At 58.6% G+C, this 15,439-nt stretch carries 12 protein-coding genes and 1 pseudogene; 8 read left to right on the forward strand and 5 right to left on the reverse strand.

Going from position 1 to position 15,439, the window contains the following annotated elements:
• Nucleotides 1-613 precede the first annotated feature (613 nt).
• The 4 genes from G3N95_RS15365 to G3N95_RS15380 all read left to right on the forward strand — a co-directional run bounded on the left by G3N95_RS15365 (nt 614) and on the right by G3N95_RS15380 (nt 4,199).
• The gene (locus tag G3N95_RS15365; RefSeq protein WP_205970932.1) at nt 614-1,585 is read left to right on the forward strand and encodes a hypothetical protein; all 972 of its coding nucleotides are present in this window, start codon (nt 614-616) and stop codon (nt 1,583-1,585) included.
• Nucleotides 1,586-1,647: 62 nt separating this feature from the next.
• Nucleotides 1,648-2,442, forward strand: a complete 795-nt coding sequence (locus G3N95_RS15370; protein WP_205970933.1) for an abortive infection family protein — start codon at nt 1,648-1,650, stop codon at nt 2,440-2,442.
• A 111-nt stretch (nt 2,443-2,553) separates the two neighbouring features.
• A complete protein-coding gene (locus G3N95_RS15375) occupies nt 2,554-3,054 on the forward strand; it encodes a DUF4365 domain-containing protein (protein WP_205970934.1) in 501 nt (166 codons plus the stop codon).
• A complete protein-coding gene (locus tag G3N95_RS15380) occupies nt 3,051-4,199 on the forward strand; it encodes a hypothetical protein (protein ID WP_205970935.1) in 1,149 nt (382 codons plus the stop codon). Before G3N95_RS15375 ends, G3N95_RS15380 begins: the two co-directional genes overlap by 4 nt.
• 806 nt (nt 4,200-5,005) lie before the next feature.
• Here the strand turns inward: G3N95_RS15380 and G3N95_RS15385 are convergent.
• Together G3N95_RS15385 and G3N95_RS15390 are read right to left on the reverse strand one after the other, a co-directional pair.
• A complete protein-coding gene (locus tag G3N95_RS15385; RefSeq protein WP_205970936.1) occupies nt 5,006-5,782 on the reverse strand; it encodes an SDR family NAD(P)-dependent oxidoreductase in 777 nt (258 codons plus the stop codon).
• On the reverse strand, nt 5,779-7,101 hold the full coding sequence (locus G3N95_RS15390) for an MFS transporter (RefSeq protein WP_205970937.1): 1,323 nt from the start codon (nt 7,099-7,101) through the stop codon (nt 5,779-5,781). The genes G3N95_RS15385 and G3N95_RS15390 overlap by 4 nt, the downstream gene beginning before the upstream one ends.
• Before the next feature lie 147 nt (nt 7,102-7,248).
• Here G3N95_RS15390 and G3N95_RS15395 point away from each other — a divergent pair, with 147 nt between their 5' ends.
• Nucleotides 7,249-8,037, forward strand: coding sequence for an SDR family NAD(P)-dependent oxidoreductase (locus G3N95_RS15395; protein WP_205970938.1), 789 nt, complete (start codon nt 7,249-7,251; stop codon nt 8,035-8,037).
• Between the two features lie 35 nt (nt 8,038-8,072).
• Here the strand turns inward: G3N95_RS15395 and G3N95_RS15400 are convergent, their stop codons facing one another.
• On the reverse strand, nt 8,073-8,558 hold the full coding sequence (locus G3N95_RS15400; RefSeq protein WP_205970939.1) for a MarR family winged helix-turn-helix transcriptional regulator: 486 nt from the start codon (nt 8,556-8,558) through the stop codon (nt 8,073-8,075).
• 162 nt (nt 8,559-8,720) lie between these two features.
• Here G3N95_RS15400 and G3N95_RS15405 point away from each other — a divergent pair, with 162 nt between their 5' ends.
• Both G3N95_RS15405 and G3N95_RS15415 read left to right on the forward strand, forming a co-directional pair.
• Entirely contained in the window at nt 8,721-9,587 is an 867-nt protein-coding gene (locus G3N95_RS15405; RefSeq protein ID WP_205970940.1) for a hypothetical protein, read from the forward strand.
• Between the two features lie 846 nt (nt 9,588-10,433).
• Nucleotides 10,434-11,351 (forward strand): LysR family transcriptional regulator, encoded by a 918-nt coding sequence (locus tag G3N95_RS15415; RefSeq protein WP_205970942.1) that lies wholly within the window; start codon nt 10,434-10,436, stop codon nt 11,349-11,351.
• Nucleotides 11,352-11,440: 89 nt separating this feature from the next.
• Here the strand turns inward: G3N95_RS15415 and G3N95_RS41015 are convergent, their stop codons facing one another.
• Both G3N95_RS41015 and G3N95_RS15420 read right to left on the reverse strand, forming a co-directional pair.
• Nucleotides 11,441-12,073 (reverse strand): ureidoglycolate lyase, encoded by a 633-nt coding sequence (locus G3N95_RS41015; protein WP_346778375.1) that lies wholly within the window; start codon nt 12,071-12,073, stop codon nt 11,441-11,443.
• 99 nt (nt 12,074-12,172) lie between these two features.
• Nucleotides 12,173-13,240: pseudogene (locus G3N95_RS15420) on the reverse strand (branched-chain amino acid ABC transporter substrate-binding protein); the annotation flags it as partial.
• Nucleotides 13,241-13,850: 610 nt separating this feature from the next.
• Between G3N95_RS15420 and citF the strand changes: the two are divergent.
• Nucleotides 13,851-15,389, forward strand: a complete 1,539-nt coding sequence (gene citF, locus G3N95_RS15425) for a citrate lyase subunit alpha (RefSeq protein ID WP_205970999.1) — start codon at nt 13,851-13,853, stop codon at nt 15,387-15,389.
• The last annotated feature ends 50 nt before the right edge of the window (nt 15,390-15,439 follow it).

Genomic DNA, 15,439 nt, shown 5'->3' on the forward strand with positions numbered 1-15,439 from the left:
GGGCAATGAATTGCACGCCGCGTGGCACTACGCGCGCCAGCCATGCACTGTCCGACCATACGGTGCGAGGTGTCACGTCGGCCCATGCAGCGACACCCGCGCATTGCGTTACAAAATCAGTTGCAACTCAACTGCGCAGTGGTAACAGAATTAGTTGACGTTGAATGCGCGGTGGCCCCTTTCTATGAGGCGCGACGCGCGAAATGGTGCGTCGCACAACGCTAGTAACAAATTTGCTTGCGCGAGCGTTACTGCGTTAGCGGCTCACACAACTGAAGTTGTGTCGAAATTTCAAGGAAAGTTGTGTCTATCGGCGCGCGCCGAGTCCGCACGTTGTTACTACCACTGGTACTGCTCGTTTTCTCCCGCCGGGCATGTAGCCGAACTCGTCGTTGCGCCGTATGCAGTCCGCCACCGAAAGCGTGTGACGATGTCGTTTGGCCGTATCGGCCAGTCGGTCCGCCTCGCTCCAAAAAGTGGCGACGGGCCTACGCGGTCGATAAACAGTTGATAGTCAGTTGCGACAGTCTCAGACATCGGCTTCGGCGTGATCACCGGCGGCGCCGTGGCCGTGTACCATCGACAAGACAACGACTACAGCAAAGGCGGGGCAATGAAGAAGCACGAGGCGATCTTCAACGTGTTCACATTTTTCGATGCCGGCGAACTGCGGGCCGTGGGGATCAAGCAATACGTTCGACAGGGCAGCGACAAGAAGAAAATGGCGTTTTTACGAGAGCGCGCCACTCGTGACTTCTCGTCGGCGCGACGCGTACCGCTGGCCCGGCCGATGCCGCGAGAACAATACTTTGCGATGGAACGTCTAGGCGACACACCCCACCTGTTCGAGCCTTTGTTCCGCGAGGTCGGCGCGGGCGCCACCCCCTTGTTTTGCGTCACGCCCATCGTCGACGGCGTGCTTACCGTCGACGTGTCGGTGCCATTGGGACCGCTGGACACGTCGAAACTGCCCGACGGTGTGGGAGAGCCCGGCAAGATGGAAGACTACCTATTCAAGTACATCAACGAAGAGGCCGGAACGTTCGACATGCCAGGCCTGATCCACGATGACTATTTCAAAGCGATACGTCTGCTGTTCAACAATCGGCACTTCATCTCGTGCCTCAAACTGTTGATGTCGTTTCTGGACACGATCGCATACGTCGAGTTCGGCGACCGGCCACCGCGCGAGACGCCAGTGTTCATCGACTGGTTGCGCACGTTCTCCGGCCCGACCACGGCCGGTGCGACGTCAGAAGAGTTATGGGAGTTCCGCAACAGTCTGCTGCATATGTCGAACTTGGAATCACGAAAGGTCTCCGCCGGGAAAGTCGCTCGGCTGACGCCCTACGTCGGCGTCCAGGCGTATCCGCCCAGTGACGACCCCATGGTGAAGTACATCAACACGTATGGTTTGATCGAGGCCGTGGCCGCGGCGATCACGCGCTGGGTCACGTCGTACAACGATCAGCCCGAGAAGATGCGCACGTTCGTCCAACGCTACGATCGTGTCGTGTCCGACGACCGCCAGGCGTTCATCCCCATCCCACCCATGAGGCCGGCCCCAGATGCTCCCGTCGGTTAGAAACCGATCCGCCGCTGCCCGTTACAATCGTCGTCGACCAGCCACGACATAAAACACATCCTATGGCAACGCTCTCGTCGATCGAAAAGCGGAAACTTGAACGTCTCCTCGGCATGAGTAGCGGCTATGTTCTCGACTTTAAAGGCCGCACCTTCTCGACATTTTTTGAGGAACACACTGGTCTCGACATCGAAGACAGCAAGTACACGACGGACGCAAGTTCGAACTCGAAAGCAAACAGGCTACGCGGTTTTTGGAAGATTGAGCCTGATCACGTCGTTGCAAAGACACTGAGCGCGATGATCGAGTACGCACTGGAATGCAACTGTTTGCCGGCTGACGCGGCCGATCCAGCGCTGCTTGCGGATGTACAGAGGATCATTGACCGACTGCATCAAAGCGCGTCGAGCCAGTTGCCCGAGGTCGATGCCTTTACGGCGAGCGTCAACGACCTCGATTTTGAGGCAGCGGCGAAGCATATTCGCACGGCAATCGAACAAAACGAGCCTGCGACGGCCCTGGATCGCCTCCACGTGTTCGCCATGAAGTTTTTGCGGACGCACTGCGAGCGCCGCGGCGTCGAGGTCAACAGGGACAAGCCATTGCACAGCCTTATGGGCGAGTATGTCAAAGCGGTGCGGGCCGTCGGCCTGATTGAGTCGGGCATGACCGACCGTATCCTGCGCAGCAGCATTTCCGTCCTAGAGGCGTTCAACGATGTGCGCAACAACAAGAGCCTCGCGCACGACAACCCGATCCTGAACCACAGCGAAGCGCTGCTGATTTTCAGTTACGTCGGGGCCTCGATCCGATTCATTCGCGCGCTCGAGGGCCGCGCGTCTGCACATCGACGATGATCGAGCGGCATGGCGCAAGCGTCGCTTGGTCGCTGACCGTTACAATGTCGAAAACGTCACAGGCGAGGCCGCGCAATCGCGCGCAAAACGCCGGAAAGGGGATCGAGGTCGATGGACGCCGGGAAACAAAAAGAGCAGTTCAACAAAGCGTATGTGCGCGCCATCGCTGCGCAGGCCGGGTTCAACCCGTCGGAACTCGACGTGGACGACGATAGCGTTGACCTTGAACTCACCGGGCGCGGATTTAAGGGGGCGGTCCGCAATCCTAAAGTGCAATTCCAGCTGAAGTGCACATCACGCGACCTAGTAAGTGGTGAGGTCATCCGCTTTCCTCTTACTCGCAAAAACTACGATGACCTGCGTGGAACCGATGTCATCTGCCCGCGTTACCTGGCGGTGCTCCTTGTGTCCGATGAGCCGCAGCACTGGGTGCAGCATCATGAAGATCACATGAGCATGCACAACGCATGCTTCTATGTGTCATTGCGGGACCTGCCTGAGACGACCAACGGTACATCGGTGACGGTCGAGGTGCCCCTCAACCAGCGACTGACCACCTCAGCACTGACGCATTTGATGACCCTTGCGAGTAATCCAGGGAGCGTGTCATGAGCCGCGACGAACTGGTCAAAATCCTAGCCGATGTGACGCCCGATCAACTCGCCGCCTACCTAGCGCTACGGGGCTGGCGAAAGGATGCGGACCTGGGGGCGTTGGCGTCGGTGTGGCATCGACCCGAACCACAGCAGGAAGATGCCGAGGTCCTGTTGCCATCGCTTCAACAGCGGGCGAAGGATTTCGGACGTCGACTGGTTGACGCCGTATCGGCGATAGCCGACTTTGAAGCGCGCCCGGTGCTCGACATCGTTCGTGATGTCTCGGGTTACTTTTCAGACCGCATTCGGCTCCGCGTTATTCATTTCGACGTCGAAGGCGGAACGATCCCGCTGGACGATGGCGTGTTGCTGAACCAGCGGGCGCGTGACCTGATGGAGGCCGCCGCGCTCGCGACCACCTCAAAGCGTCGTCAGTTTACCGGCCGCAAATCGGAGGAGATGAACGAATACTTGCGGTCGTTGCGCTTGGGACAAACGGAGGTCGGCAGCTATGTCGTAAACATCATCGCGCCCGTGCCGGTCCAGCAAACTGCGCAACTGGGCTTGCCGTCGGTACCAACGACTCACCTCGTAACAGCAACGTTGTCGTCGGGGTTGCGTGCTCTCGATGATGCAATCGGGGCAATCGCGATCGGCGGCAGCCAAACCATGCTCGACGAAGCCGTGAACAACGGAGCAAGTGCCAACTTGTGCGATGCGCTTGTCGGTTTGAGCGGCATCGATCAAAAGCGTGGCTTCGAGGTGACAATCACGCCAGCGAGCAGTGGCCAGGAACCTAGCCCCCCGGTCAAGTTCGTGTTCGATCGCGACAAGGTGGAGCGCGTTGCGGAGGCCGCGGTTTACTACAAACGTGAAGATTACACGCTGTACGACAGGACAATCACCGGATCCGTTGAAAAACTCGACCGTCCCTTGGCGGACGAAACTGGAACGATCACAATCGCGGCTACGGTTAATGGACAGCCGAAAAACGTATCAGTCGAACTCGACAAGACCGATTATCAGCAAGCTGTCCTTGCTCACGGTGAAAAGCACTTGGTGCAGTGTCATGGCGATGTTCGAGTTATGGCGCGGGCTGCCCGCTTGGTCAACCCGCGCAACTTCAAAGTCATCAAAAACGGAGATCTGCTAGAACCGTGATCACCGTATTCAAGCGGACGGGCGAAACGTCAACCGTCCTGTGGGGCTTGGGCGAACGGCGACGGCTGTCGCTAAATAGGGGGCAACGGCGCGACGCAGAACGCCAGCAACGGCACCTGCAGCGAAGTCGGGTTCGCGAGTACGAGTGCTGCGCCCGGGAAGTCAGCATGTAAACGTCAACGGGGCCGTGAAGCCCCGTTGACTTTCTGGGATTGTCGCACCGAACCGATAAGCAAAGCGACACAGCGCCTACGGAAAAAGCCATCATGAACCGGGAGCGAGCACGACATGCCATCCTTGATCGGCCAAAAGGCTTTGCAGATCGTCAATAGGCTGCCATTCTGTTACGTGTGCGGCCAGTTACTGGATCGGAACAACAAGAACCGCGATCATGTGCCCCCAAGTGCGTGTATTGCGCAAGCGGACAAGGCGCATAGTCCATTGATTCTCCCAACGCACCCCGCATGCAACACATCATTCAAAATGGATGATGAGAGGGTCGGTCAATTCCTTTCCCTTCTGCGAGTGATAGCCCCACGTCCCCGGGTGTCTGTTCCTCGACGGCCCTGTGAAACCGCATGACCTCCACCCGCTTCACCACACGCCCATCACCATTATCGAAGTCAAGAACGATCGTGCATCGCATGGCGGCTCCTCGTCTCGAAGTTAGCGAGACGATACGCTTTCACGTGGCCGCTTCCCAGCCTTTCTAACGGCTTCCTCCAATACCAACAGCCACGGATTGCACATCCCGCGCTTCTGGACGCGATGATTGCGCGATCATCGCGACTGATCGATGTCTTCGCTTACGCATCAAGAAGGCCAGCCGCGAGAAAGCCCCCATCAACGGCGATCGTTTGCCCGGTCACGTAAGAGGCGCCGTGTGAGCAGAGGAACGCCACGGCGGTCGCGATTTCGGAGGGCTGTCCATAGCGCTGCATCGGCACGGTTCGTCGATACGATTTGCGCGTTCCGGCGGAATGATGCGCGCGCGTCAGCGGTGTATCGATGGGACCCGGGGCGACGCAGTTGACAGTGATCCCGTCATGAGCCAGTTCGATCGCCATCTGGCGTGTCAGACCGATTAGCGCGGCCTTAGACGTTCCATACGCCGTGCGGCCGACGCCCGCCCTCACGCCGCTGATCGACCCGATGTTGACGATGCGCCCCCAGCGATGCCGCGCCATTAATCTCGCCGCATGCTGGCTGCACAACAGAGGGCCCGTAACGTTGACCTTCTGCACGCGCTCCCAAACGTCAAGCGGACAATCGATAAACGACGCCACGCTGGCAATGCCCGCGTTATTGACGAGAATGTCGCAGCGTCCATGGCGGCGCACGGTGGTATTGAATGCATGGTCTATCGATGTCGGGTCCGAAACATCCATCTGCACCGCGAGCGCCTGGCCGCCTTGGCTCACTATGTCGTGCGCCAGCGTCTGCGCTGCATCGAGATCGATATCCGCGATCGCGACGGTGACACCTTCTTCGGACAGACGGCTCGCAATCGCCGCGCCGATTCCGTTTGCGCCGCCCGTGATCAGCGCGACGCGCGTCGCGACATGGGTCTGCGGCGAATTCATTTTGCGGTCTCGAAGTGAATGGATCGATTGCGCTCGACGAGCGCACCCGGAACGATAAAGACGAGCACGGCGCCGAACACGGCCACGCCGGCGAGCGCATACATGGCGAGCGCCGTGCTGCCCGTCGCGTCGGTCACCATGCCGACCAGAAAAGGCGCGACGAAGCCGGACAGGTTGCCGATCGATGTGATCAGCGCGAAGCCCGTCGCTGCGCCCGCGCCCTTGAGGAACGCCGTCGGCAGGTTCCAGAACAGCGGGATCGTGGTAACGATGCCCGCCATCGCGACGATCAGCGCGATGAACGACCACGTCGCGTTGCCGCGCGCCAGTACGCTCAACACGAGACTCGCCGCTCCTAACAGCGCGGCAAACGCGAGATGCTTGCGCCGCTCGCCCGTGCGGTCGGAACTCCACGCAAGGACGAGCATCGTCACCACGGCCGCCGCATAAGGCAACGCGGTCATCGAGCCGATTTCGCGGATGCCCGAATAGCCTAGCGCCTTGATCAGCGTCGGCAGCCAGAAGCTGACGCCATACAGCGCGGCGACGAACGAAAAATAGACGACGCACAGCAACCAGACACGCAGATCGCTCAGGCCGCTCGCAAAGCTTCCGGTGTGATGCGTGTGACTGTCGACCTCCGCTTTCAGTGCCGCTTTCTCGGCGTGCGTGAGCCACGTTGCTTCGTCGATGGTGTTCGGCACGAGAAACCAGAATGCGACGCCGCACAGCACGGCAGGCAGCCCTTCGCACACGAACATCCATTGCCATCCGCGCAGGCCCATCGCGTTGGGCGCCGACGTCATCAGCCATGCGGAAAGTGGGCTGCCGATCATGCCTGAAATCGGCAGCGCAGTCATGAAGATCGCGATGATCCGGCCGCGCGTTCGCGCCGGAAACCACTGGCTCACATACAGCATGATGCCCGGCGCGAATCCCGCTTCAGCGATGCCTAGGAAGAAGCGCAGTACGCAAAACGAAGTCGGCCCCGTCACGAACATCGTGCACGCGGACAGCACGCCCCACGTGACAAGGATGCGGGTGATCCACGTGCGGGCGCCGATCCGGTGCAGCAGCATGTTGCTCGGCACCTCGAACAGGCAGTAGCCGATAAAGAACACGCCCGCACCGAGGCCGTAGGCCGTATTCGACAGACCTATATCGGGTGCCATCTGCAGTTTCGCAAATGCGACGTTCACCTTGTCGAGCTGATTGACGATCAGGCTCGCCACGATGATAGGGATCAGGCGCCAAAACGTCTTGGCGTCAATCGCGTGCGAGACGGACGCGCGCGAAGAAGTCTGAAGAGCATCGCTCATGGGTGTCTCCATTGTCATGCGTTGCCGCGTGAGATATTTGTTATCAAGTGATAATATATACGCGTGACCTGATGCTGTCCTGGCCCATCGCGCCAGGACTATCCCTAACCCGCGGCGCAAAGTGCGGAGCGAAACACAGGAGACGACATGGATTTCAACGGAATGACGGTGGCGGTAACGGGGGCGGCGAGCGGCATCGGCCATGCAACGGCGATCGCCGCCGCGCGGCGCGGCGCGCGCATCATGGCGCTCGATCGCGATGCCGACGCGCTCGAGCGCCTGCACGCACAATTCACAGCAGACGGCGTCACGCTTGAGCGCGTGCCCGTCGATATCGCCGACGAAGCATCCGTCAGAGCCGCGGTGGAAGCGATCGCGCGCATCACACCAGCCGTCGATCTGCTCGTCAACAGCGCGGGCATCGTGTCACGCGGCCTGTTCGAGACGACCACCACCGATGAATGGGAGCGCGTGTTGTCGGTGAATTTATCGGGAAGCTTTTACTGCCTGAAGCAGATGGTGCCCTTGCTGAAGGTGGGTAACGGGCGCGCGGTCGTCAACGTGGCATCGCTTGCATCGAAGCGCGTGTCGTACACGGGCGGTGTGGCGTACACGGCCGCGAAGGCGGGCATTCTGGGGCTGACGCGCCATGCAGCGTTCGAGCTCGCCGGTGACGGAATCCGCGTGAACGCAGTATGTCCAGGCCCGGTGCTGACGGCGATGACGAAAAATGCGACTTCGGAAGAGGACCGCAAAACGGTCGCCGCGATGGTGCCGCTCGGCGACTGGCTCGATCCCGACGACGTTGCGCAAGCGATTCTCTTCCTCGGCAGTCCCGCGGCGAGAATGATCACGGGGACTACGCTGGATATCGACGGCGGGCTGTCGCTGGTTACCGGTTCATCGTACGAGGCATACCGGCGGGCGCGTCAATGAAGCATGACGGCGTGCCGAGTGGCCATGCACGCTTTCTACGCGGAGTTCCGCTTTCCGCCGAACAGCCTCGCCGACAATTGCCCGATGTCGGCATCCGTGTAACTCGTGTTGTGCATCAGCCTGCCGAGCAGGCCGTCGAGCGCGACTCTCTCCACGGCGCTCAGGTCTCGTAGCGCGAAGTCCTGCACCGCGAGCACGATCTTCATGCCGGCTTCATACGCGGTCCGGCCGGCCTGCGTCATCGTGTAGCGCGTGGCGCGGCCGTCCTCAGGATCGGGTACGGCCGCCACCAGCCCGAACTCACGCAGCTTGAGCAGGCTGCGTCCCGTCTGCACGGGTGTCATCAGCATGTCCCGTCCGATCTCCGTCGGAATGCTGCCGGGCCTGTCAGCCAGCTTAACGAGCACTCGCCAGTCCAGCACGCGAATTTCCAGGTGGCGCGCGAAAAGATCTTCGGCCATGTCGAGAATCGACTCGGCGACACGGCGAATCTGATAGGCAGGAAGATTGTTGAATTGCATGGCGATAAGAGCGGTTCGGCGTGGCGTGATTATGCGGGGGCGAGAAGACAAAAGAAATATCGATTGACTGGCGTGCGTCATTCGTCCAATATGATATCAAATGATAATATAAACAACCTTACTTCTTTGCCCTTACATCTCGAAGCAGATACGGAGACAGCGATGAATGCACCAGGCCAGCCTTCTTTGAACTGCGCGTTACGCGAGACGGGCGTGTACGTGTTCGACGTATCGGAAACGCCGTGGCAAAGCGTAGGCAAAGGCGGTCTCGCGCAAAAAATCGTGCGGCGCGACGATCGAACGGGACATTCGTTCGGTTACATGTCGTTCGATACATTGAGCCGCACGGGAGTGCATCAGCATCTCGGCACGGCGTTCAGCTACTTTCTGTCCGGCTCGCTGACCGACTTTCAGGGCACGACTGTCGCGGGTCAGCTCGGCGTCAATTTCGCGGGATCAACGCACGACGCGATTGCCTATTCGGCTACGCTCACTGTCGGGCGTATGGAAGGGCCCGTTGCGTATGCTGCCGACGTCACGCACACGTTGCACGCGGGAAACCGGCACACGGACTTCGACAACGAGTTTCCCGAACATCTTCCCGACCTGAGCATCACGCTCGATACCGTTCAGGTCAGCGCGACGCGGATCGCCGGCCTGACACGTCGGCTCGTGTACGACTACGCGCATACGCTCGTCAACCGGCGCATGACGCAGTTGATGCTCTTGCCGGGAACTACCGTGCCCGCCCATCTGCTCAGTGCGCTCGTCGATATATACGTGCTCGCGGGGGACGTGTCATTTGGGTCGCGCGGTGCGACGTCGGTTGCAAAGACGGGGGACTTCATCGTTCTCGAACCGGACGCACATATCACCTATACATCCCGCTACGGCGCGAGTTTGCTGGTATGGGCCGATGGTCCTTCGACGTGGGAAGAGGGCCCTGTTTCGCCGGAACTGTATGGGTTCACGTCGTCGCACGCCGATCCGTTGCGTTTTGGCAATTGCACGCCAACAGATTTCGCTTAGACAAGTGCACCGTCTGTTCATCCCGAATTGCGTCCTACCGTGACAATCCTACGCCAGCGGATGGTCGAGGATGTGCGAGTTCGCAATCTCTCGGCCAACACTCAATGCGCCTATCGCCACTGGGTAAGCGCCTTTGCCAAACAGTTTGACCGCTCGCCGGCAGAACTTGGAGCCGACGAGATCCGCGCCTTGCAACTGCCCATGATTGAAGTGCTACGCATGTCCTTCAGCGCTGGCGACTGCCAAAACTGCATTGAGATTCCAGTATACGGTCGCGCTCCGCACCCGGTCGTCGTTCCATCTCCCGGCCGGCGACCGCGCTCTGGTCGCACCACGGCAACGTCATATCACACAGGTGCTGCCCATCAGCGTCACACACCCGTCCCCGCAACCAAATGACGCAGTGACGGGAGATCGTCCACAAATTCCCCATCATCTCAACCCGGGATCTCGCCGTCATCGCCCTGATTCAATGCACATAGCTGCTGATGCCCGCGGAGTGGATTAGCTCGAAGAATTGCTAGCGAAGCGGACGCGGAATTGGCGCGGTGCGCGCAATCGTCCTGATGCGTCGCGCCCGCTTCGCTAAAAATCCTCCGCCATTTCGCGAGTGTGAATCGAGGGGTGCATAGTTGTCGATTTCTACCCTTCATTTCTGGACAAGCTACAATTCGTGTGCCATGTGAAAGCAGTTCACGAAACCGCGTCGGCACCGGCTTATGAACGCGCAAGGTGGTTTGTGACGAAGTTCCCCAAATCTGTCGGAACGCCATACCTGTGAGTTTTATCTCCCGCTGCGCCGAATGCGATGAGCGACCGGGCCGGGGCGTAAGGAATGCAAAATCTATGTTACCGGATCTGGTATCGCTATCTTTGTTTCTTCGGACCGTTGAAAGCGGAAGCCTATCGAAGGCTGCAGATCAATCACATATCGCGTTGTCCGCAGCAAGCCGACGCATCGCTCTTCTGGAGCAGCAGTTCAGCGTCAAATTGCTGCTGCGCACGTCGAGAGGAACAGAGCCCACGCCAGCGGGGGAGGCTCTTGCGTTGCATGCAAGGCTGATGTTGCGGGAGGTCGACAGGCTTCAGACAGACATGTCGGACTACGCGAAAGGCCTGCGTGGAGTTGTCAGGTTGCACGCTAATACCTCAGCGCTCAGTCAATATCTTCCATATGGGCTGGCAGCCTTTTCAAAGGTTTGCCCCGATATCAAGGTCGAAGTGCATGAGCGACTGAGCATTGAAATCATCCGCGATTTGCTCGACAAAAGTACCGATGTTGGTATAGCGTTTCCGGGGCGACATGCCGTTGATGGATTGAAGTGTTATCCATACAAAGTAGACGAACTTGTGGCGGTTCTTCCCCGCGCCTATAGGCCAGCGGGGAGTCATTTGCGACTCGTCGATCTCTTGGACGACGACCTGGTCGTGCTGGAAAGCAACACTGCCATGTTGAAGCTTTTAGAGGAAGCAGCGACGATTGCGGGGAAGACCCTACGTCTTCGAGTGCAGGTGAAAAGCTTTGAGGCGATCTGCAGGATGATAGAGGCGGGCATGGGCAGTGGCATCCTCCCAAAGGTGGCAGCACAAACTTTCGGGCAAGGGCTGGATCTGAACTTGATCCCTCTTGCGGACGAGTGGGCGGTGCGCCAGATGTATCTATGCGTCAGAGACGAACCACTTTCTCTAGCGGTCCAGCGTCTTGTAGACCATCTTCTCGCCGATGCGACCGGCTCAACGGATGCGCCAGCAAGGCAGGAGTAGACATACGCGTACACCAATGCATCTCGACCTGCACGTCCGCGATGCGCCCGCGACAAGCTGTGGCCCGAGTGTCACACCCACGGTGCAACTTAGGACGAAAGGGAAGGTGGACCGGAGCGTCTGAGGAGCGGCGTCGATTCATCGTCTACGCTGGTGAAGTCAATGGCGTTAGCGAACGAATTTGTTCGACGTGATGCAACGAGTCTGTGCGGGCCGATGGGTATCCGGGTGCTTTCGCTCAAGGGTGCACCGGTGTGTAGGTGAACGATCAGATCAAACGAAGTCGAACGTCTGGACAGCATGAGAGCAGTCGCTTCACCAGAAAATGTTCGGGTTGCGTGCCAGCACCATGGGCGGATGCAGGTCCCCATGCCGATGGGAATTTCAAAAGCCCTAAGCGAATCCATATCTGGAACTCTGGTTGCCTGGGGTGCGGCCAGAATCAAGATTAGCGGTCCGGTCAACGGAACTATTACCTGTTGCGTTAGCCGCCGGGCCTCCAGGGCACTAACCACGTCGCTGCTGTCTCCGAAGGAAACCCACAGCACCTCAGTATCGTTCACAATGCCGGCATCAAAAAGATGCTCACGCCATATTGACAACTCTTGGCTCTCGAAATGAGGCTCTTCACAGGGAGTCGAAGAGCGCTTTCCCAACACCCATCCATATGGAGCGAAGGATTCAGGAGTGAGCGGCTCGACATGGAGGTGGGGGATAGACATCGTGAGGCTCGCAGCGCTAGCTTAAAGTCTGGCAACCTATGGCGGTCGCCTCTGGAAAAAAGACGACCCAGGAAAACCTCCCGGGTCGCTGGTGAGGAGTTACATCTTTACTTCATCAATAAAAGTCTTTTTGCCGTTCTTGTAGCTGTACATCGAGATCACGCCGTGCTTGAGGTCGCCCTTTGAGTCGAAGGTCGTTTCCCCGGTTACGCCAGGAAAGTCCGTGGTGGGCATCGCCGCAAGAATCTTCGACGCGTCGGTCGAGTTCGCACGACGCATAGCATCGACGACGATATACACTGCGTCGTAAGTAAAGGGTGCGTAGATTTCCATGCCCTGGCCGTAGCGCTTTTGATACTTCACCTTGAAGGCGCTCCCGCCTGGCATCTTTTCCGGTGCGGTTCCCGGCTGTGAGCAGACAACACGTTCTGCACCGGCACCTGCGAGATCAGGTAGTTTGTCCGAGCAAACGCCATCGCCAGCGAGGATTTTCGCACGCAGCCCGAGTTGCGTAGCCTGCTTGCTGAACGGTCCGCCCGTCGCATCCTCGCCGCTGTACATGATTGCGTCCGGATTCTCACCCTTGATTTTCGTCAGGATCGCGCGGAAATCGACGGCCTTATCGTTGGTGGCATTCCGAGACGTAACATTTACGCCGAGGCTTTTGATCGTTTTCTCGAACTCGTTTGCGAGGCCTTGGCCGTATGCGGTTGAGTCATCGACGATCGCTACGGATTTGATGTTTAGGTGCTTAACCGCGTAAGTTGCCAGCGCAGGGCCCTGCTGTGCGTCAGTCGCGACCACGCGGAAGGTCGTCTTGAAGCCCTGCTGCGTAAGCACCGGATTGGTAGATGAAGGCGAAATCTGGGTGATACCCGCTTCGCTGTAAATTCGGGAAGCTGGGATGGAGGTTCCCGAATTCAGATGTCCCACGACTGCAACGACTTTGTCGTCGACGAGCTTTTGTGCGACCTGGGTGGCGGTTTTCGGATCTGCCGCGTCGTCTTGGGCGTCGAGTCGCAAACTCACCTTCTGGCCGCCAATAACAAGCCCTTTGGCATTGATTTCTTCCACAGCGAGACGGGCGCCGTTTTCGTTGTCTTTACCCAAATGGGCGATCGCACCGGTCAGTGGGGCGACATGTCCGATTGTCACCGTCTCGTCGGCGTACGCGCCTTGCATAAAGGCTGCAATTGCCGCGACCGAGAGCGACGTGGTGGTCAGAATACTTGCCTTCATCCTACATCTCCTCCAGTGTTTAACTGTCACCCGGTTGCTCAAGAGCTTGCCCGGATACCTGCGTTTGTACAGCGATGCCCTGACAGACGTGAGCGTCACGCCAACTCCGACATCGCTGAGTTGCATGATTGCCGATCCATAAATCGACGAACATCGCTCGCTACTGGAATGAGCGGAATGACGGCTGTTTTAGACAATACGTGTCCGTCCTGAGATAAAACGTGCGGGTGCTACGAGGCACACCGGAGCCTTTTCAATTGCGCACTGCGGTTCGCCTTCGAAGTTTGCGAAGCTTCGTTGTCGACGTTCCAATTCCGGGAAGGTCGGCGCTCGCATAGAATTGAAGAATGGGCAGCGTGGTCGGTCGCACGGTAATCTCGAAAGCGAAGGTTGCATGTTTCGTGCGCTGATGGATCCATGGGCAGGTCATCATCATTTGGCACTCTCCAGCGTCTGCATGGCGAGTTACCCTACAGATCCGTCCGCAGCCAAAGAGCAGGGTGCGCCGTGGTGGCGTGTCCGCAGAACCATGAGAATCATGAAGACAGCTAACGGACGAGAGATTCCCGACTCAATTCCCGGCTACGGGACGGCGAGCCCCTATGCGGGCCTAGCCAGTACGCGCACATTCGCCACGCGGGGGACGAGGGTGGTCCATCCCGTAGGGCCCGGCCAATCAAAGCGACTTGGGGATATTTCGGCCGCAATTGACGCTTGTGAACTGAAGAGCGGTGACACCATCTCCTTCCATCACCATCTGCGAAACGGTGACCAGGTGCTCAACATGGTTCTCGCAGTCGCCGCGAGTAAAGGACTCAAAGGTCTGACGATCGCTGCCAGTTCGATATTTGGTGTGCATGCGCCGTTGGTCGAGCATATTCGCAACGGGGTTGTATCGCGGATCTTCACCGCGTACATGTCGGGTCCTGTCGCGGACGCCGTGTCGTCCGGGCTTTTGTCGGTTCCAGTGGTGTTTCAGACGCACGGTGGCAGAGCTCGGGCTATAGAGTCTTGCGAACTGCACATTGACGTGGCGTTCATCGGTGCGCCGGCAGCGGATTCCTATGGCAATCTGAATGGTGTTGACGGTCCGGCTGCCTGCGGTCCACTGGGATATGCAATGGTCGATGCACAGTATGCTGACCGCGTCGTCGCGATAACAGATTACCTTCAGCCCTATCCGTTATGTCCGGTTGATATTTTCCAGGATCAGGTGGATTTTGTCGTTGTGGTTGATTCCATTGGCGATCCGGCAGGCATTCTTTCGGGAACCACAAAGCCCACGACCGAGCCAGTCGGACTTCAGATCGCGCAATCGGCCGCGCGGCTTATCGAAGCTTCGGGACTACTCAAACACGGGTTCTCATTTCAAACCGGAGCGGGTGGTGTATCGATAGCCGTAGCCGAATATGTGAAGGGGCTGATGCAACGCAACCAGGTCCAGGGAAGTTTTGCGGCGGGCGGCGTGACAGGCGCGCTAGTGGAGATGCTGGAATCGGGGCTATTCCGGTCAATTTTTGATGTCCAGTGTTTCGACCTTCGCGCGGTGGAATCTTACCGATGTGATGTCAGACACCAGGCGATGTCAGCGTCGATGTATGCGAATCCTCATAGCCGTGGTGCGGTTGCGAATCAGCTTGATGTCATGATTCTTGGGGCGTCAGAGGTAGATGTTGATTTCAATGTGAATGTTACAACCGGCTCCTCCGGAATGATCCTCGGCGGTTCTGGCGGGCATGCCGATACGGCCGCGGGTGCGAAGCTCGCGATCGTCACGACGCGACTGTCTTCTCGGGCCGGCGCCAAGATTGTTGAAAAGGTCGACTGCTTGACGACGCCTGGCGAGACAATCGACGCGATCGTGACAGAGGTTGGTATCTCCGTTAACCCGCGACGAACGGATCTAATCGACCGATTCGAAGCCGCGGGGATCGAGCTGATGCAGATTGATGAGATGCGTCGCACTGCCCGTGCGCTGGCAGGCGAGCCAGCATCGCGCATGCAAGGAGAGAAAGTCGTAGGAGTAGTCGAGTACCGCGACGGCAGCGTCATCGACTTGATCCGGGCATGCCGCTGAAATTGGCGGCCCCTCAATTCAAAGACCGGGGCCGAACTGCACGGTGGTTT

The organism is Paraburkholderia sp. Tr-20389 (assembly GCF_017104565.1).
Taxonomy (GTDB): Bacteria; Pseudomonadota; Gammaproteobacteria; order Burkholderiales; family Burkholderiaceae; genus Paraburkholderia.